Here is a 17,991-nt window from a genome sequence, read left to right as displayed (position 1 = left end):
GTCCGGCGCCGCCCGTAGGCTGGTCCGTATGACCGTTACGGGGGCAGACCGGAACGACGCGGACCTGACCAGTCCGCGCTTCTGGTGGTGGGAGCGACGACGCAGTGTCGTCCTCGACGCAGGACTGGCGGCGGTATCGGCCGTCGAGTGCGCGATGGAAGGGGCGAACTTCGCCGCCGAGACCGGGGCGCCGTCGGTGCTCGGCGCGCTCGTCGGCCTGCTGGTGGGCTCGACCCTGCTGGTGCGGCGCCGGTGGCCGATCGCCGTCGTCCTGGTGTCGCTGGCGGTGACTCCGGCCGAGATGGGCTTCCTGCTCAGCCTGGTCGGCCTCTACTCGCTGGCCGCCTCCGACGTCCCCCGCCGCATCACGACCGCCGTCGCGGGCATGTCGTTCACGGGGACGTTCATCGTCTCCCTGGTACGGATGCGCTCCCTGGCCGGCGAACGGGACATCGACTTCGACCCGGGCAACGGCTACACCGCGATCCTCTCCTTCGTACTCGCCCTGGGCATGACGGCACCGCCCGTCCTCCTCGGCCTGTACGTGGGCGCACGCCGCCGCCTGATGGAGAGCCTGCGCGAACGGGCCGACTCCCTGGAACGGGAGCTGTCCCTGCTCGCCGACCGCGCGGAGGAGCGCGCCGAGTGGGCCCGTACGGAAGAGCGCACCCGGATCGCCCGCGAGATGCACGACGTCGTCGCCCACCGGGTCAGCCTGATGGTCGTGCACGCCGCCGCCCTCCAGGCGGTCGCCCTCAAGGACCCCCAGAAGGCCGTCAAGAACGCCGCCCTGGTCGGCGACATGGGCCGCCAGGCGCTCACCGAGCTCCGCGAGATGCTCGGCGTCCTGCGCGCCCCCGAGGCCCCCGCCGGCACCGTCCGCGCCGACCTCCGCGACCCGGCACCCGTCCCGCTGGCGGCGGTGGGCGCGGCGGCCGCCGCCGCGGCCGAGGCGGCCGAGGGCGGCCCCTGCCTCGACGACGTCGACACCCTCGTCGAACAGTCCCGGGCGGCCGGCATGACCGTCGAACTCTCCGTCGACGGCGACCCCGTCCCCTGCGGCGCCCTCGTCGAGCAGACCGCGTACCGCGTCATCCAGGAAGCCCTCACCAACGTCCACAAGCACGCCCCCGGCGCCAAGACCTGGGTCCGCATCGCCCACCGCGGCACCGAGATCGCCATGCAGGTGGAGAACGGCCCCTCCGACACCACCGCCGCCGAACCGGGCCTGCCCAGCGGCGGAAACGGCCTGGTCGGCATGCGCGAACGCGTCCAGTCCCTGGGCGGCGTCTTCGTCGCCGCCCCCACCGACTCCGACGGCTTCCGCGTCTCGGCGGTCCTCCCGGTCAGGAACGGCACGGCGGCGGAGTAGTCCCGCCCGACGGCGGGACGGGCCCGCCCCGCACGCCCACCGCGTGCACACCCGATCCGCGCGAAAGAGCCGATCTTTACCGTCGCATCGGAGGGGCTCGGTACGGCATAGTGTTGGGTGCCGATCCGGCAGACAGACGCAATGTCCGTTTAGTCGCGACAGTCCCCCGTGGTGTAATTGGCAGCACTGTGGCTTTTGGTGCCATCTGTTCGGGTTCGAGTCCTGACGGGGGAGCTCGGCACTTCGCGGGTCCTGACCAACCGGTCGGGACCCGCGCTCGTTTCCGCCCCGTAACCCCCCGGTATCCTGCGGAGGTCCACCCCCGAAGAAGCCGAAGGGCACCACCGTGAGCGCCAATAGCCCGGCAGCCGTCGTCGTCCTCGCAGCGGGTGAGGGCACCCGCATGAAGTCGGCAACACCGAAGGTTCTGCACGAGATCAGCGGGCGCTCGCTCGTCGGCCACGTCACCGCCGCCGCGCGTGAACTCGACCCTCGGGAACTGGTGGTCGTCGTCGGCCACGCCCGCGAGAAGGTCGTCGCCCACCTCGGCGAGATCGACCCCGACGTGCACACCGCCGTACAGGAGCAGCAGCTCGGCACCGGGCACGCGGTGCGGATGGCGCTGGAGGCGCTCGGCGGCAGCCCGTCCGGGACGGTCGTCGTCGTGTGCGGCGACACCCCGCTGCTGACCGGCGGGACGCTGACCGCGCTGGCCGCCACCCACGCCGCCGACGGCAACGCCTGCACCGTGCTGACCGCCGAGGTCCCGGACTCCACCGGGTACGGGCGGATCGTGCGCGACCCGGGCACGCAGGCCGTCACGGCGATCGTCGAGCACAAGGACGCGAGCGACGAGCAGCGGGCGATCCGTGAGATCAACTCCGGTGTGTTCGCGTTCGACGGCGAGCTGCTGGCCGACGCGCTGGGCAAGGTGCGCACGGACAACAGCCAGGGCGAGGAGTACCTGACGGACGTCCTGGGCATTCTGCGCGAGGCCGGGCACCGGGTGGGTGCGTCGGTGGCCGGCGACCACCGCGAGATCCTCGGGATCAACAACCGGGTGCAGCTGGCGGAGGCCCGCCGGCTGCTCAACGCGCGTCTCCTGGAGCGCGCGATGCTCAGCGGTGTGAGCATCATCGACCCGCAGACGACGTTCGTGGACGTGACGGTCACCTTCGGCCAGGACGCGATCGTGCACCCGGGCACCCAGCTGCTGGGCAGCACGCACATCTCCGCCGAGGCCGAGGTGGGCCCGAACACCCGGCTGAAGGACACCAGGGTCGGTATCGGCGCCCGGGTGGACAACACGGTCGCCGACTCCGCCGAGATCGGTGCCGCCGCGCTCGTCGGCCCGTTCGCGTACCTGCGTCCGGGCACCAAGCTGGGTGTGAAGTCGAAGATCGGTGCGTACGTGGAGACGAAGAACGCCTCCATCGGGGAGGGAACGAAGGTTCCCCACCTGAGCTACGTGGGCGATGCGACGATCGGCGAGTACTCCAACATCGGTGCCGCGAGCGTCTTCGTGAACTACGACGGCCAGGCCAAGCACCACACGACGATCGGGTCCCACTGCCGGACCGGTTCGGACAACATGTTTGTGGCTCCTGTCACGGTCGGGGACGGTGCGTACACCGCCGCCGGGTCGGTCATCACGAAGGACGTTCCGGCCGGCTCGCTGGCCGTGGCCCGTGGACAGCAGCGGAATATCGAGGGTTGGGTGGCCCGCAAGCGTCCGGGCAGCGCGGCTGCCCAGGCCGCTCAGTCGGCGTCGTCCGAGGGTTCCGGCGAAAGCTGACCGGAAACAGGTGCCCCGTGCACCACGTACCGTGTTAAGTGCACACCATTTCGGCTGGCTCGCAGGCTGCTGGCGGCCAGAAACACTCTGAGGAGACCGTGCTGTGACCGGGATCAAGACGACCGGCGAGAAGAAGATGATGCTCTTCTCCGGACGGGCACACCCCGAGCTGGCCGAGGAGGTCGCGCATCAGCTGGGTATCGGCGTCGTGCCGACGAAGGCCTTCGACTTCGCGAACGGTGAGATCTACGTCCGCTTCCAGGAGTCCGCTCGCGGTGCCGACTGCTTCCTGATGCAGAGCCACACGGCTCCCATCAACAAGTGGATCATGGAACAGCTCATCATGATCGATGCGCTGAAGCGGGCCTCGGCCCGTTCCATCACGGTGATCGTGCCGTCCTACGGCTACGCCCGCCAGGACAAGAAGCACAAGGGCCGCGAGCCGATCTCGGCCCGTCTGGTCGCCGACCTGCTGCAGACCGCCGGTGCGGACCGCATCCTCACCGTGGACCTGCACACGGACCAGATCCAGGGCTTCTTCAACGGCCCGGTCGACCACCTGACCGCGCTGCCGGTCCTGGCGGACTACGTGGGCGCGAAGGTCGACCGCACGAAGCTGACGATCGTCTCCCCGGACGCCGGCCGCGTGCGGGTCGCCGACCGCTGGTGCGACCGGCTGGACGCCCCGCTGGCCATCGTGCACAAGCGCCGTGACAAGGACGTCGCCAACCAGGTGACCGTCCACGAGGTCGTCGGTGAGGTCAAGGGCCGCGTCTGCGTCCTGGTCGACGACATGATCGACACGGGCGGCACGATCTGCGCCGCCGCCGAGGCGCTGTTCGCGCACGGTGCGGAGGACGTCATCGTGACGGCCACCCACGGCATCCTGTCCGGCCCGGCCGCGGACCGCCTGAAGAACTCCAAGGTGAGCGAGTTCGTCTTCACGAACACGCTGCCCGACCCGTCCGACCTGGAGCTGGACAAGATCACGGTGCTGTCGATCGCGCCGTCGATCGCGCGCGCGGTGCGCGAGGTCTTCGAGGACGGTTCGGTGACGAGCCTCTTCGAGGAGCAGTCCTAGTACGTCGCAGTAGTACGAGGAGGGCCGCCGGGTACGTCGCCCGGCGGCCCTTCGTCGTACCCGGCGGTGATCGATTGGGCTGTCCGGGGTGGGCCCGGGTACAGTGGCGAAGTTGCTCGGCGAGGGAGGCTCGTACCTCCGTTATCGACGCGCTCTTCGTAGCAGGCTCCGCAGCGGGCCGTTCGTGTGGCCGGGTGACGACCAACCCCGTTTCCACCATTTACGAGGAGCGCAATCATGGCTGAAGTCAAGATCGCCGCCGAGGTCCGCAACGACTTCGGCAAGGGTGCCGCCCGTCAGACCCGTCGTGCCGGCAAGGTTCCCGGTGTCATCTACGGCCACGGCGCCGAGACCGTGCACATCACCCTCCCGGGTCACGAGCTCATGATGGCGCTCAAGACCAACAACGTCCTGCTGAGCCTGGACATCGAGGGCCGCAACGAGCTCGTCATCCCGAAGGCCGTCCAGCGTGACGCCATCAAGCGCACCCTGACCCACGTCGACCTGCTCGCGGTCAAGCGCGGCGAGAAGGTCACGGTCGAGGTCGCCGTGCACACCGAGGGCGACCTGGCCCCGGGCGCCAACCTGCTGGAGCACGTCCTGACGACCCTGTCGGTCGAGGCCGAGGCCACCCACATCCCCGAGTCCGTCACCGTCTCGGTGCAGGGCCTGGACGCCGGTGACGCGATCCTCGCCAAGGACGTCGAGCTGCCCAAGGGCACGACGCTGGTGACCGACGCCGAGGCGACCGTCATCCAGGTCGTCGCCGCGCAGGCCGAGGAGGCCTCCGCCGACGCCGAGGCCGAGGGCGCCGAGGCCTGAGCCTCGTAGCTTTCAGCTCTTGGAGCTGGTCAGCCGCCGTTCCGTGCCTCCGGGCGCGGGGCGGCGGCTTCCGTCTGTGCGGGCCATCGGTATGAAGGAGACATGAAGATGACGACCCCCCATCCGGCCGCCCCGGACCCTTCGGCCCCCTGGCTGGTGGTGGGCCTGGGCAATCCCGGCCCCGAGTACGCGGCGAACCGGCACAACGTGGGCTGGATGGTCGCCGACCTGCTGGCCTCCCGGATCGGTGGCAGGTTCAAGTCGCACAAGGCGCGCGCGCAGGTCCTGGAGGGGCGGATCGGTCCGCCGGGACCGAACAACCGGCGGGTGGTGCTGGCGAAGCCGCTGTCGTACATGAACCTCTCGGGCGGTCCGGTGACGGCGCTGCGCGACTCCTACAAGGTGCCGACGGCGAACATCGTCGCGATCCACGACGAGCTGGACATCGACTACGGGGTGCTGCGGCTGAAGCTGGGCGGCGGCGACAACGGTCACAACGGTCTGAAGTCGATGACGAAGTCGATGGGTCCGGACTACCACCGCGTCCGTTTCGGCATCGGCCGGCCGCCGGGCCGGATGCAGGTCGCCGACTTCGTGCTGAAGGACTTCTCGTCGGCGGAGAAGAAGGAGCTGGACTACTTCGTGGACCGGGCCTCGGACGCGGTGGAGGCGCTGGTCATCGAGGGGCTGGAGCGGGCGCAGTCGACGTACAACTCGTGACGCACCACGCGTAGGGCGGGCGCGGCCGGGGGGGGCGGGTGTGCGCGTGGGCGGGGAACGGCGAGTGGCGGTCACCGACGGGTGTCGGTGACCGCCACTTTCATGTCGACAGGTCGACAGCAGGTGACCTGCCGGTGGGTCAGCCGGTGTTGCGCAGGCCGGCCGCGACGCCGTTGACGGTCAGCAGCAGGGCGCGGGAGAGCAGCGGGTCGGGTTCCTGGCCGGCTGCCGCCGCGTCGCGCTGGCGCTTGAGCAGGGCGACCTGGAGGTAGGAGATCGGGTCCAGGTAGGCGTCGCGGATGGCGAACGTCTGCTGGAGTACCGGGCTCGTGTCCAGCAGTTCGTTGCCGCCGGTGATGCGCAGCACTTCCTGCACGGTGAGCGCGTGCTCGGCCTCGATGGCGTCGAAGACGTGCTTGAGCTCGTCGGGCACCAGGGTGTCGACGTAGTGGCGGGCGATCCGCAGGTCGGTCTTGGCGAGCGTCATCTCCACGTTGGAGAGGAAGTTGCGGAAGAAGTGCCAGTGCTCGTGCATCTCTTCCAGGACGCTCTCCAGGCCCGCTTCGCGCAGTGCCTTGAGGCCGGAGCCGACGCCGAACCAGCCGGGCACGATCTGCCGGGACTGGGTCCAGCCGAACACCCACGGGATGGCGCGGAGGCCGTCGAGGGAGACGCCGGAGCCGGGGCGGCGGGCGGGCCGCGAGCCGAGGTGGAGGTCGGCGAGCTGGTCGACGGGGGTGGAGGCGAGGAAGTACGTCGGGAGGTCCGGGTCCTCGACGAGCTTGCGGTACGCGGTGTGGGCGGCCTCGGAGACCGTGTCCATGGCCGCGTCCCAGCGGGCGAGCGCCTCGTCGGACTGGCGGGGCGCGGTGTGCAGGGCGGAGGCCTGGAGGGTGGCGGCGACCGTCAGTTCCAGGTTCTCGCGGGCGAGCGAGGGCACGAGGTACTTGTCGGAGATGACCTCGCCCTGCTCGGTGACCTTGATCTCGCCCTCCAGGGTGCCCCAGGGCTGGGCGAGGATCGCGTCGTGCGAGGGGCCGCCGCCGCGGCCGACGGTGCCGCCGCGGCCGTGGAAGAGGCGCAGCCGGACGCCGTAGCGGTGGGCGACGTCGCGCAGTCGGCGCTGGGCGCGGTGGATCTCCCACTGGGAGGTGGTGATGCCGCCGAACTTGGAGGAGTCGGAGTAGCCGAGCATGACCTCCTGGACGTCGCCGCGCAGGGAGACGAGGCGGCGGTAGGAGGGGTCGGCGAGCATCTCGTCGAGGATGACGTCGGCGGCGCGCAGTTCGTCGGTGGTCTCCAGGAGCGGCACGATGCCGATCCTGGCCCAGCCGGCGTGCAGGTCGAGCAGTCCGGCCTCGCGGGCCAGGACGGCGGCGGCGAAGACGTCGTCGGCGCCCTGGCACATGGAGATGATGTACGACTCGACGACCTCGGGTCCGAAGCGTTCCAGGGCGTCCTTGACGGTCAGGAAGACGCCGAGGGTCTTCTGGCCGGCCTCGTCGAGCGGTGCGGGCACGGGGGCCAGCGGGCGGCGCGAGCGGAGTTCCTTGGCGAGCAGCTTCTGCCGGTACTCGCGGGGCATGTCCGCGTACCGCCAGGACTCCTCGCCCAGGCGGTCGAAGAGCTGGCCGAGTGCGTGGTGGTGGGCGTCCGCGTGTTCGCGGACGTCCATGGTGGCCAGCTGGAGGCCGAAGGCGGCCAGGGTGCGGATGGTGCGGTCCATCCGGCCGTCGGCGAACAGTTCGCCGCGGTGGGCGCGCAGCGAGGTCTGGATGAGGGTGAGGTCGTCGACGAGTTCGCTGGTGCCGAGGTAGTCGCAGCCGGGCCGGTGGGTGGTGCCGGCGGCGAGGCGCTCGCGGGTGTTGACGAGCTTCTGCCGGATGCAGGTGGCCTTGAGCCGGTAGGGCTCCTCGGCGTTGAGGCGCTTGTACCGGGGGCTGATCTCGGGGAGCCGTTCCAGGTCGGCCTGGAGGGAGGCGAGGAGTTCGTCGGTGGCGCCGGTGTAGCGGATGGAGTTGGAGAGCTGTCCGCGCAGCTTGTCGACGAGTTCCAGGGCGTCGGTGATGCCGTGCTCGTGCTGGAGGATCAGTACGTCGCGGGTGACGGCGGGGGTGACGTTGGGGTTGCCGTCGCGGTCGCCGCCGATCCAGGTGCCGAAGGTGAGCGGGCGGGTGCCGGGCGGGAGGGCGACGCCGACCCTCTCGAGTTCGGCGGCCAGGTCCTCCAGGACGTCGCCGACGGCGCCGGCGTGCAGTTCGTCGAGGTAGTAGATGGCGTTGCGGGCCTCGTCGGCGGGCTCCGGGCGGACGACGCGCAGTTCGTCGGTCTGCCAGATCAGGTCGATGTTCTCGGCCAGCCGGCGGTCGTGGCGGCGCCGGTCGGAGGCGATGACCGGGGTTTCCAGCAGTTCGGCGATGCGCCGCAGCTTGTTGAGGACGGAGCGGCGGGCGGCCTCGGTGGGGTGCGCGGTGAAGACGGGGCGCACGTTGAGGTTCTTGACCGTCTGTTCGAGGTGCTCGGGGTCGGCGTCCTTGAGCAGGTCGGCGGTGCGGGCGAGCAGCCCGCCCTCGACGGCGCGCAGCTCGCGCAGCTCGCGGCCGCGGTGCACCTGTTCGGTGACGTTGGCCAGGTGGAAGTAGGTGGAGAAGGCGCGCACGAGGCTGGCGGCGGTCTCCAGGTCCATGTCGCCCAGCAGTTCGGCGGCGGCCTCGCCGTCGGTCCGGGTGAGGGCCCGGACGCGTTCCACGAGCTCCAGCAGCTCGGGGCCCTCCTGCCTCACGAGCGTCTCGCCCAGGAGGTCGCCGAGGCGGCGGATGTCGGCACGCAGCTCGGGGCTGGTGTTGGGGGTCGTCTGGTCGGCACTGCTCACAGGTGCGGCTCCTTGCAGTGGGGATGCACATCAGGCAGGAACTCGGACCGCGCTGTCCGACGGGTCCAGGATATGGGTCGTCGGTGGGTGGCCCGATATTCGGGTACCCGGCGGCCTCGTACAGCGGGCCTCACCGCTGCCATACTTACGAGGCCGTAGGTTACGGAACCGTAGCCAGGTGCCTGCCGTTCTCCTCACCCCCCAGGGGACTTTTATGACCACCAGCCCCGATCTGATCAACGAGCCCGCCCCCGCGCCGGGGGCCGCCGACGGGCAGGTTCCGTCGGCGACGCGCGGTGGCGAGTCGAAGCGTTCCATCGAGCAGATCGCGCTGCTCCTGTTCATCACCGTCCCCTTCGTCGCCCTGCTGGCGGCGGTTCCGCTGGCGTGGGGCTGGGGGGTGAGCTGGCTCGATCTGGGGCTGATGGTGTTCATGTACTTCCTGGGCTGCCACGGCATCACGATCGGTTTCCACCGCTACTTCACGCACGGCAGCTTCAAGGCGAAGCGGCCGTTGCGCATCGCGCTCGCGGTGATGGGTTCGATGGCGGTGGAGGGGCCGCTGGTGCGGTGGGTGGCCGATCACCGCAAGCACCACAAGTTCTCGGACGCGGAGGGCGACCCGCATTCGCCGTGGCGGTTCGGGGAGGACCTGCGGTCGCTGCTGAAGGGCCTGTGGTGGGCGCACATCGGCTGGATGTTCGACGAGGAGCAGACGCCGCAGGACAAGTACGCCCCGGATCTCGTGAAGGACCCGGCGATCCGCCGGATCTCGCGGGACTTCATCTACTGGACGGTGCTGTCGCTGGCGATCCCGCCGCTGGTGGGCGGTCTGGTGACGATGTCGTGGTGGGGTGCGTTCACGGCCTTCTTCTGGGGTTCGCTGGTGCGGGTGGCGCTGCTGCACCACGTGACGTGGTCGATCAACTCGATCTGCCACGCGGTGGGCAAGCGTCCGTTCAAGTCGCGGGACCGGTCGGGCAATGTGTGGTGGCTGGCGGTCCTCTCCTGCGGTGAGTCCTGGCACAACCTGCACCACGCGGACCCGACGAGTGCCCGGCACGGTGTGCTGAAGGGCCAGGTCGACTCGTCGGCGCGGCTGATCCGCTGGTTCGAGAAGGCGGGCTGGGCGTACGACGTGCGCTGGCCGACCGCTTCGCGGCTGGCCTCCCGGCGCAGGGCCGACCGGGCGGGAACGGCATGATGGAGCCCGTGGCGACCGACGACAGCAGCAGCACTGGCAGCACCGGCAGGACGACCCCGTCCGCGGGGGGCGCGAAGCCCCGTACCCCGGCACGGCGGGCCCGCCGGGTGCGGATGACGGGGGCGGAGCGCCGGGAGCAGTTGCTGGACATCGGCCGCACCCTGTTCGCGGAGAAGGGGTTCGAGGGGACGTCGGTGGAGGAGATCGCCGCGAAGGCGGGGGTCTCCAAGCCGGTGGTCTACGAGCACTTCGGCGGCAAGGAGGGGCTGTACGCGGTGGTCGTGGACCGGGAGATGCGGTCCCTGCTGGACATGGTGACCAGTGCGCTGACCGCCGGGCATCCGCGCGAGCTGCTGGAGCAGGCGGCGTTCGCGCTGCTGGACTACATCGAGACGTACACCGACGGCTTCCGCATCCTGGTGCGCGACTCCCCGGTGGCGCAGTCCACGGGTACCTTCGCATCGCTGATCTCCGACATCGCGACGCAGGTGGAGGACATTCTGGGGCTGGAGTTCAAGGCGCGCGGTTTTGATCCGAAGCTGGCGCCGTTGTACGCGCAGGCGCTGGTGGGCATGGTGGCGCTGACGGGTCAGTGGTGGCTGGACGTGCGCAAGCCGAAGAAGGCGGAGGTGGCCGCCCATCTGGTGAATCTCTCCTGGCACGGTCTGGAGAACCTGGAGGCCAGGCCGCGGCTGATAGGGCACCGCAAGAACTGATCCGGCGCACCGGTTGTTCCGGCCCGGCGGCCTGTCGGCTGCCGGGCCTTCGTGCGTCTCAGCCCGGGTCGTCGGTGCGCTGGAGGAATTCCAGCCGGTTGCCGACGGGGTCGGTGGAGTAGAAGCGCTTGTGGCCCGGCAGGTTGTCGTCCCAGACGACCTCGGCGCCGTGGGAGGCCAGCCGGTGGGCGTACGCCTCGATGGCGGTGACGCGGATGCCGGGGTGGGCCTTCTTCGCCGGGCGGAAGTCCGCTTCGACGCCCAGGTGGAGCTGGACGCCGCCGGCTTCGAACCAGCAGCCGCCGCGGGCGGCGAGTACGGGTGGTTTGGGGATCTCGCGCATGCCGAGGACGTCGGTGTAGTAGGTGCGCAGGGCGTCTTCGCTGCCGGGCGGGGCGGCGAGCTGGACGTGGTCGAGTGCGTCGATCATCGGGTCACCGCCACGGCGAAGGTCCTGCGGAACGGGAAGACGGTGCCCGCAGGCGTCGCCGGGTAGGCCTCGCGGAGGAGCTGTGCGTACTCGGCGGTGAAGTCGGCGCGGGCCCGGTCGTCGTCGGCGAGTGCGGTGAGCACGGGGCGCAGGGCGGTGCCCTTGACCCAGTCGAGTACGGGGTCCTCGCCGGGGAGGATCTGCAGGTAGGTGGTCTCCCAGACGTCTGCCGCGCAGCCGAGGGCGGTGAGGCGGGAGAGGTAGTCGCCGGGGGTCTCGACGGCGGTGCGTCCGCGGGCCGCGCCGAGCCTGTCGCGCCAGCGCGGGGATTCCTGGAGTTCGGCGAGGAGGGTGTGGCTGGGGGCGTCGAAGTTGCTGGGGACCTGGAAGGCGAGGGTGCCGCCGGGGGTGAGTGCCCGGAGCCAGCCCGCCAGCAGGTCCGCGTGGCCGGGGACCCACTGCAGGAGCGCGTTGGAGACGATGAGGTCGTACGTCGCGGGGGGCGGGGCCCAGGTCGCGGCGTCGGCGTACGCGAAGTCGAGGCGGTCGCTCGCGTGACTGCGCGCCTTGTCGAGCATTTCTCGGGAGTTGTCGAAGCCGGTGACGTGCGCCTGGGGCCAGCGCGCGGTGAGCAGTGCGGTGACGTTGCCCGCGCCGCAGCCGAGGTCGGCGATGCGGGCGGGGGCGGCGGGCGGGTCGACGCGGGCCAGCAGGTCCAGGAAGGGGCGGGTGCGGTGGCCCTCGTGCCGGAGGTACTGCTGCGGGTCCCAGGTGGGGGTGGTGGGCGCAGGGGTGGTGTTCATGGGGTCAGCCTGCGCGCCATATATCTTGATGTCAAGAGACTTGACTTAGAGAGACTTGATTTGAAGAGACTCGATCTGAAGAGACTTCATGTCGACAGACCCCCTACACTGATCCCCATGGAGGACGAGGTCGACCGTCTGGTCGCAGCATGGCGCCGAGAGCGCCCCGACCTCGACGTGGAGCCGCTTGAGGTGCTCAGTCGGGTGTCCCGTCTGGCGCGCCATCTGGACCGGGCCCGTCGGCTCGCGTTCTCCGAACACAGCCTGGAGCCGTGGGAGTTCGACGTGCTGACCTCGCTGCGGCGGGCCGGTGCCCCCTATCAGCTCTCCCCCGGGCAGCTGCTGACACAGACCCTGGTCACCTCGGGCACGATGACCAACCGGATCGACCGGCTCGCCAAGAAGGGCCTGGTCGAGCGGCTGCCCGACCCCAACGACCGGCGCGGGGTACTGGTGCGGCTCACCGACGAGGGACGCGACCGCGCGGACCAGGCACTGGCCGGGCTCCTCGCCCAGGAGCGCGCCATCCTGGCCGAACTGTCGCGCGGACAGCGCGGTGAACTGGCCGGCCTGCTACGCCAGTTGACCGCCCCGTTCGACAACGTCCCCGGGTCCGGCTAGCTCCGCGGGACCGACCCCGGCCCGGCGCGCCAGGGCGACGGCGGCGAGCGTGGAGTGCACGCCCAGCTTGCCCAGCACGTTCTGCATATGGGTGCGGACCGTGTGCGGGGACAGGAAGAGCCGTTCGGCGACCGCCTTGCGGCCGAGCCCGGCGACCATGCAGCGCAGCACCTCCCGCTCGCGCGGGGTGAGCGACTCCACCAGCCGTTCGCTCTCGGTGCGGTGCTTGCGGGCCGCGGTCAGTTCGCGCAGTACGCCGGTGAGCAGCGCGGGCGGCAGATGGGTCTCCTCGCGCAGCACGCCGCGGATCACGGCCAGCAGCCGTTGCAGCGAGCAGTCCTTGGCGACCCAGCCCGAGGCGCCCGCCTGGAGCGCGAGGGCGGCCCGGCGCGGGTCGTCCTTCTCGGCGAGGACCACGGTGCGCACCGCCGCGTGGCCGCTGCGGACACCGGCGACGAGCGAGATGCCGTCGACCAGCCCGTCCCGCTCGGCGGCACTGTCCGGCACGGCGACCGCGACGGCCGCCGGGTGGTGCGGCGGGCCGCCCGGCGCGAGCGCGGTGCCGAGGTCGGCGTCGATGAGCATCACGTCGAACTTGCGGCCTTCCGCCGCTCCCCGCTCCAGACACCGCAGCGCGGCGGGACCGCTGCCCGCTGCGGCCACGTCGACGTCCGGTTCCGCCGCGAGGGCGGCGGCGAGCGACTCGGCGAAGATTCGGTGGTCGTCGACCACCAGGACCCGGATACGAACCACAGCCTCTGACACCCCCATGGGTCGGAGGGCGGACCTGCGCGGACACGGCTCCCGGGCCGGGCACTCGTGCACTCACGGCCGCCGCCGTGTGCCGATCAATACCCCGACCCGGGCGCCGTATCCGACTGTCTCGCCCCCTGATCAGCACCGGCCCCCACCGGTGCTCAAGCCTCAGAGTACGGGCGGGGGCGGAAGGGGGAAGGCTATTTGCAGAACTGTTTGGGCTCGGAGCCCGACGTGGGCCCACTGTGTCCGGTTGTGGCGGAAGGAGAGAGGGAATGGGCAGTTCCTGTCGCCAACCCCCCTTCCGTTTCAGGCCAGTTGGCGTGCTCCTGCCGAAGGGGTGGCGGGGAAGACGCGCGGCGCGCGGTGGCCCGCCGCCTCGAACGCGGACGCGACGCGGTGGCTGACGTCGGCCACCGCCGACTCCTCCACGAGGACGATCGCCGAGCCGCCGAAGCCGCCTCCGGTCATCCGTGCGCCGTGCACTCCGGGCGTGCGCGCCGCCGTCTCCACGACGAGGTCCAGTTCGGGGCAGGAGATGCGCAGGTCGTCCCGGAGGGAGGCGTGGCCTTCGAGGAGGACGGGGCCGATCGCGCGGACGTCGCCCGCGTCGAGGTGCCCGGTCACCAGCCCGACCCGGTGGTTGTCGGTGACGACGTGGCGCACGTAGCGGCGGACGCTCTCCCCCGTCAGCTTGCCCAGCGCGGCGTCCAGTTCCTCGTGGGGCACGTCCCGCAGGTGGCTGACGCCCAGCTGCCGGGCGCCCTCCTCGCAGCCGGCGCGGCGTTCGGCGTAGGCGCCGTCGCCCAGGGCGTGGGTGACCCGGGTGTCCACGACGAGCAGCGCGAGGCCGTGCGCGGGCAGGTCGAAGGGGATCTGCCGGCGGGAGAGGTCGCGGGTGTCGAGGTGCAGGGCGTGGCCCTCCTCGCAGCAGGCGGACGCCGTCTGGTCCATGATCCCGCACGGCACGCCGACGAAGGCGTTCTCCGCGTACTGGCACAGCTGGGCCAGCTCCGGCCGGCCGAGCGGCAGCTCGTACAGGTCCCGCAGGGCGAGGGCCAGGCCGACCTCCAGGGCCGCCGAGGAGGAGAGGCCCGCGCCGGTGGGGACGGTGGAACGCAGGTGCACGTCCGCGCCGCCCGCGACCTCCGCCGCGTACCCCCGTCGGCCCAGCGCCCAGACGACGCCCGCGGGGTAGCGCCACCAGCCGCCGGACGCGTCGAGCGGCTTCAGCTCGTCGACGCGCAGCTCGACGACGCCGCCCCTGCCGCCGTCCGTGCCCGCCGCGCTGTCGCCGGAGTGCAGGCGCAGCACACCGTCGGTGCGGCGGGCCACGGCGAAGCGGGCGGTGTGCGGGAGGGCGAGCGGCATCACGAAGCCGTCGTTGAAGTCGGTGTACTCGCCGATGAGGTTGACCCGGCCGGGCGCCGCCCAGACGCCCTCGGGCTCGCGGCCGTACAACGCGCGGAACTCCGCTGTGGGCCGGGCTTCCGCGGGGTCGGCTCCCGCGGGTCGGACCTGTGTGGGTCGGGCTTGGTCCATCGCTGTCTACTCCCCCTTGCCGCTGCTGTCGCTGCCGCGCTCGATGTGCCGGGCGAACCGCCAGGCGTCGCCGATGATGTCCGCCAGGTCCGTCCGGGAGGGGGACCAGCCCAGGGCGGTCCTGGCCCGTTCCGCGGAGGCGACGAGGACGGCGGGGTCGCCCGCGCGGCGGCCGGCCGCGGTCTCCGGGACCGGGTGCCCGGTGACCTTGCGGACGGTGTCGATGACCTCGCGGACGGAGAAGCCGTTGCCGTTGCCGAGGTTGCAGATCAGGTGCTCGCCCGGCTTCGCGGCGGCGGCGGCCAGGAGGTGCGCCTCGGCGAGGTCGGCGACGTGGATGTAGTCGCGGACGCAGGTGCCGTCCGGGGTCGGGTAGTCGTCGCCGTACACCGAGATCGTCTCGCGGCGGCCCTGGGCGACCTGGAGGACGAGCGGGATCAGGTGCGACTCGGGGTCGTGCCGCTCGCCGTGGTCGCCGTACGCGCCGGCCACGTTGAAGTAGCGCAGCGAGACCGCGGCCAGCCCGTGGGCGGCGCACTCGCCGCCGATCATGTGGTCGACGGCCAGCTTGGAGGCACCGTACGGGCTGGTGGGCGCGGTCGGCAGGTCCTCGGTGATCGGGCTGCGGGCGGGGTCGCCGTACGTCGCGGCCGTCGAGGAGAACACCAGCCGGCGCACCCCGGCGTCGCGCATCGCGGCGAGCAGGTCCACGGTGCCGCCGACGTTGTTGCGCCAGTACTTCTCCGGGTCGGCGACGGACTCGCCGACCTGCGAGAACGCGGCGAAGTGCAGGACCCCGTCGTAGCTGGGGTCCAGATGGCGGGCCGCGTCCTGGATGCGGCCCTCGACGAAGGCGGCGCCCGCCGGGACCCCTTCGGCGAAGCCGGTGGAGAGGTCGTCGAGGACGGTCACCTCGTGCCCGGCCTCCAGCAGGTGTGCGGCGACGACGCCGCCGACGTATCCGGCGCCGCCGGTAACCAGGTATTTCACTTCTCGCTCGCAACCTCTCGCAGTCGTGCCGCCGCGGCCTCCGGCGAGACGTCGTTGATGAACGCGCCCATGCCGGACTCGGAGCCCGCGAGGGCCTTCAGTTTGCCCGGCGTGCGGCGGATGGTGAAAAGCTCCAGATGCAGCGCGAACTCCTGCCGCAGCGGGTGCGTGAAGGGCGCCTGGTGCCAGCCGGAGATGTACGGGGTGGGCGGCGCGCCCTCGCCGAAGAGCCGGTCGAAGCGGCGCAGCAGCTCCAGGTAGAGGGCCGGGAACTCGGCGCGCGCCGCGTCGTCGAGACCGCGCAGGTCGGGCACCCGGCGGGTGGGGTAGAGGTGCACCTCGTACGGCCAGTGCGCGGCGTAGGGGACGAACGCGGTCCAGTGTTCACCCTCAAGGACGATGCGCGTGCCGTCGGTACGCTCCCGGGCGACCACCTCGTCGAAGAGGTTCGCGGCGCCGCCGGTGCGGGCGGCGTGGGCCTCCAGCGAGCGGAGCATCAGGGCGGTGCGGGGGGTGGTGAAGGGGTAGCCGTAGATCTGGCCGTGCGGGTGGCCGAGGGTGACGCCGATCTCGGCACCGCGGTTCTCGAAGCAGTACACCTGCTCCACGGAGGGGAGTTGGGCCAGCTCCGCGGTCCGGTCCGTCCACGCTTCCAGTACCAGCGCCGCCTGCTCCTCGCTCAGGTCGGCGAAGGAGGAGTGGTGGTCGTCGGTGAAGCAGACCACCTCGCAGCGGCCGAACTCACCGGCGAGGGAGGGGAACCGGTTCTCGAAGACCGCCACGTCGTAGCCGTCGGAGGGGATTTCGCTCTGGTGGCCCTCGCGGGAGGGGCAGAGCGGGCAGGCGTCGGCGGGCGGCAGGTAGGTGCGGTCCTGGCGGTGCGAGGCGATGGCGACGTGGTCGTCGAGCAGGACGTCGTGCCGGACCTCCGAGGTGGTGACCACCGGGGCGAGCGGGCGCGGGTCGTGCGCGTCCCTGGCCCGGTCGTCGGACAGGTCGTAATAGAGGAGTTCACGACCGTCGGCGAGCCGGGTCGAAGTCTTCTTCACTTTCACCTCACGTACCCACAGGTGCCACCAGAATCGAACACAACAAAGCACAGGCCAACAGCATCGTCAATGCCGACGGCCCGCCATGTGCGTTTCCCCGACGGCTCCCGGGGCGCCGCCCCAGGTCACCGCACCCGGGATCGGGTCACCTCACCCGGACGCGGATCACCGCCCCGGACGCCGGATCACCGCCCCGGGCCGGCGCTCCCGGCCCCGGTTCGGCGCTCCCCGGTCACTGCTCCTGCGGGGCGACCGAGGCCCGGTCGAGGAGGCCGGTGCGGGCGGCGAGGGCGGCGGCCTCCAGCCGGGAGCCCACGCCCAGCTTCATCAGCACCCGCTGGACATGGGTGCGCGCGGTGCTGGGGGCGATTCCCATGCCGGCCGCGATCAGCCGGGTGTCCTCGCCGTCGGCGACCCGCACCAGCACCTCGACCTCGCGCGGGGTGAGCATGTGCAGCAGCCGCTGCCCCTCGTCGTCGGGCTGGGCCGCCGGGTTGAGCAACTCGGCGAAGGCGCCCTGGAGGAGACCGGGCGCCACCGCCGCCTCCCCGGTGCGCGCCTTCACCATGGCGCGTTCGACACCCTCGATGCGCTCGTCGTGCCGTACGTATCCGGCCGCGCCCGCGGCGAAGGCGGCGGCGATGCCGCGCGGACTGGGCACGGGCCCGAGCACCACGACGGCGACCTGGGGCCGCTCGCGCTTGATCCGTACGATCGGGTCGAAGGTGCCCGGCACGGCGGGCGTCGCCGTGCCGAAGAGACAGACTTCCGGGGCACGGCTGACCACCAGTTCGGCCGCGCCCGCGGTCGGCGCGGCGGCGGCGAGCACGCGGTGCCCGCGCAGTTTGAGCGCCGAGGCCAGTGCCTCGGCGAGCAACCGGTGGTCGTCGACCACCATGAGCCGCACGCCCATCGGAAAACCCCCACAATCCCCCAGGAGCAGGCCCCCCGGCCTCCTGCCCCGGCAAGCTACACGCTTGTTCGACGTCGCGCGCCCCTTACCCGTAAGAAGCCGCCCGGATTGCCGAAATACCCTCGATTAGGGACTAGTTGCAGCCCCGTCGGCGGTATGGAGGCCGGACCGGAGGGCGCGGAAACGGGGTGGGGGGGCCGGCGGCGGGCGGGGGCGCCCGGGGGCCCCACCCCGAGGCGCGCGGGGGGGAGGTCGTTGGGAGCCGCCAGCTGCGACGAGGGAAGTGGAGGACGATGTAAGTGTCG

The 17,991-nt window shown here is 71.5% G+C and carries 16 protein-coding genes and 1 tRNA gene; 9 read left to right on the top strand and 8 right to left on the bottom strand.

What is annotated here, in order from left to right:
- The first annotated feature begins 28 nt into the window (after positions 1-28).
- From ACFYVL_RS11470 to pth, 6 genes are all read left to right on the top strand, one after another.
- Positions 29-1,372: a sensor histidine kinase gene (locus tag ACFYVL_RS11470; RefSeq protein WP_389243221.1), complete on the top strand. Its 1,344-nt coding sequence runs from the start codon at positions 29-31 to the stop codon at positions 1,370-1,372.
- 162 nt (positions 1,373-1,534) lie between these two features.
- Positions 1,535-1,606 (top strand) — tRNA-Gln (locus tag ACFYVL_RS11465).
- Between the two features lie 112 nt (positions 1,607-1,718).
- The gene (glmU, locus tag ACFYVL_RS11460) at positions 1,719-3,167 is read left to right on the top strand and encodes a bifunctional UDP-N-acetylglucosamine diphosphorylase/glucosamine-1-phosphate N-acetyltransferase GlmU (protein ID WP_389243219.1); all 1,449 of its coding nucleotides are present in this window, start codon (positions 1,719-1,721) and stop codon (positions 3,165-3,167) included.
- 103 nt (positions 3,168-3,270) lie between these two features.
- The gene (locus ACFYVL_RS11455; protein ID WP_389243218.1) at positions 3,271-4,248 is read left to right on the top strand and encodes a ribose-phosphate diphosphokinase; all 978 of its coding nucleotides are present in this window, start codon (positions 3,271-3,273) and stop codon (positions 4,246-4,248) included.
- Positions 4,249-4,485: 237 nt separating this feature from the next.
- Positions 4,486-5,070 carry a 50S ribosomal protein L25/general stress protein Ctc gene (locus ACFYVL_RS11450; protein WP_389243217.1) on the top strand — a complete coding sequence of 195 codons (585 nt, stop codon included), beginning with the start codon at positions 4,486-4,488 and terminating at the stop codon, positions 5,068-5,070.
- Positions 5,071-5,178: 108 nt separating this feature from the next.
- Complete coding sequence (gene pth / locus ACFYVL_RS11445; RefSeq protein ID WP_389243216.1) at positions 5,179-5,790, top strand: aminoacyl-tRNA hydrolase; 612 nt, start codon at positions 5,179-5,181, stop codon at positions 5,788-5,790.
- A 139-nt stretch (positions 5,791-5,929) separates the two neighbouring features.
- On the opposite strand, the gene ppc is transcribed toward pth, so the two are convergent.
- Positions 5,930-8,662 carry a phosphoenolpyruvate carboxylase gene (gene ppc, locus ACFYVL_RS11440; RefSeq protein WP_389243214.1) on the bottom strand — a complete coding sequence of 911 codons (2,733 nt, stop codon included), beginning with the start codon at positions 8,660-8,662 and terminating at the stop codon, positions 5,930-5,932.
- Positions 8,663-8,876: 214 nt separating this feature from the next.
- On the opposite strand from ppc, the gene ACFYVL_RS11435 reads away from it, so the two are divergent.
- The gene (locus tag ACFYVL_RS11435) at positions 8,877-9,866 is read left to right on the top strand and encodes an acyl-CoA desaturase (RefSeq protein WP_389243212.1); all 990 of its coding nucleotides are present in this window, start codon (positions 8,877-8,879) and stop codon (positions 9,864-9,866) included.
- Positions 9,863-10,582: a TetR family transcriptional regulator gene (locus ACFYVL_RS11430; protein WP_389243210.1), complete on the top strand. Its 720-nt coding sequence runs from the start codon at positions 9,863-9,865 to the stop codon at positions 10,580-10,582. Before ACFYVL_RS11435 ends, ACFYVL_RS11430 begins: the two co-directional genes overlap by 4 nt.
- A gap of 58 nt (positions 10,583-10,640) precedes the next feature.
- On the opposite strand, the gene ACFYVL_RS11425 is transcribed toward ACFYVL_RS11430, so the two are convergent.
- Together ACFYVL_RS11425 and ACFYVL_RS11420 are read right to left on the bottom strand one after the other, a co-directional pair.
- Positions 10,641-11,012: a VOC family protein gene (locus tag ACFYVL_RS11425; protein WP_389243208.1), complete on the bottom strand. Its 372-nt coding sequence runs from the start codon at positions 11,010-11,012 to the stop codon at positions 10,641-10,643.
- On the bottom strand, positions 11,009-11,815 hold the full coding sequence (locus ACFYVL_RS11420; RefSeq protein WP_389243206.1) for a trans-aconitate 2-methyltransferase: 807 nt from the start codon (positions 11,813-11,815) through the stop codon (positions 11,009-11,011). The genes ACFYVL_RS11425 and ACFYVL_RS11420 overlap by 4 nt, the downstream gene beginning before the upstream one ends.
- A gap of 117 nt (positions 11,816-11,932) precedes the next feature.
- Here ACFYVL_RS11420 and ACFYVL_RS11415 point away from each other — a divergent pair, with 117 nt between their 5' ends.
- The gene (locus ACFYVL_RS11415; RefSeq protein ID WP_389243204.1) at positions 11,933-12,436 is read left to right on the top strand and encodes a MarR family winged helix-turn-helix transcriptional regulator; all 504 of its coding nucleotides are present in this window, start codon (positions 11,933-11,935) and stop codon (positions 12,434-12,436) included.
- Here ACFYVL_RS11415 and ACFYVL_RS11410 read toward each other — a convergent pair.
- The 5 genes from ACFYVL_RS11410 to ACFYVL_RS11390 form a co-directional block, all read right to left on the bottom strand.
- Positions 12,389-13,189: a LuxR C-terminal-related transcriptional regulator gene (locus ACFYVL_RS11410; protein ID WP_389243202.1), complete on the bottom strand. Its 801-nt coding sequence runs from the start codon at positions 13,187-13,189 to the stop codon at positions 12,389-12,391. The genes ACFYVL_RS11415 and ACFYVL_RS11410 overlap by 48 nt on opposite strands.
- A gap of 312 nt (positions 13,190-13,501) precedes the next feature.
- Positions 13,502-14,734 (bottom strand): galactokinase, encoded by a 1,233-nt coding sequence (galK, locus tag ACFYVL_RS11405; protein WP_389243200.1) that lies wholly within the window; start codon positions 14,732-14,734, stop codon positions 13,502-13,504.
- A 6-nt stretch (positions 14,735-14,740) separates the two neighbouring features.
- On the bottom strand, positions 14,741-15,724 hold the full coding sequence (galE, locus tag ACFYVL_RS11400; RefSeq protein ID WP_389243198.1) for a UDP-glucose 4-epimerase GalE: 984 nt from the start codon (positions 15,722-15,724) through the stop codon (positions 14,741-14,743).
- Complete coding sequence (gene galT / locus ACFYVL_RS11395; RefSeq protein ID WP_389243195.1) at positions 15,721-16,773, bottom strand: galactose-1-phosphate uridylyltransferase; 1,053 nt, start codon at positions 16,771-16,773, stop codon at positions 15,721-15,723. The genes galE and galT overlap by 4 nt, the downstream gene beginning before the upstream one ends.
- 232 nt (positions 16,774-17,005) lie before the next feature.
- Entirely contained in the window at positions 17,006-17,686 is a 681-nt protein-coding gene (locus ACFYVL_RS11390; protein WP_389243193.1) for a LuxR C-terminal-related transcriptional regulator, read from the bottom strand.
- Positions 17,687-17,991 lie beyond the last annotated feature (305 nt).

Source organism: Streptomyces sp. NPDC004111 (genome assembly GCF_042874215.1).
GTDB lineage: Bacteria > Actinomycetota > Actinomycetes > Streptomycetales > Streptomycetaceae > Streptomyces.
The sequence above is the reverse complement of the archived record's forward strand: the minus strand, read 5'-3'. Positions and strand labels throughout refer to the sequence as shown.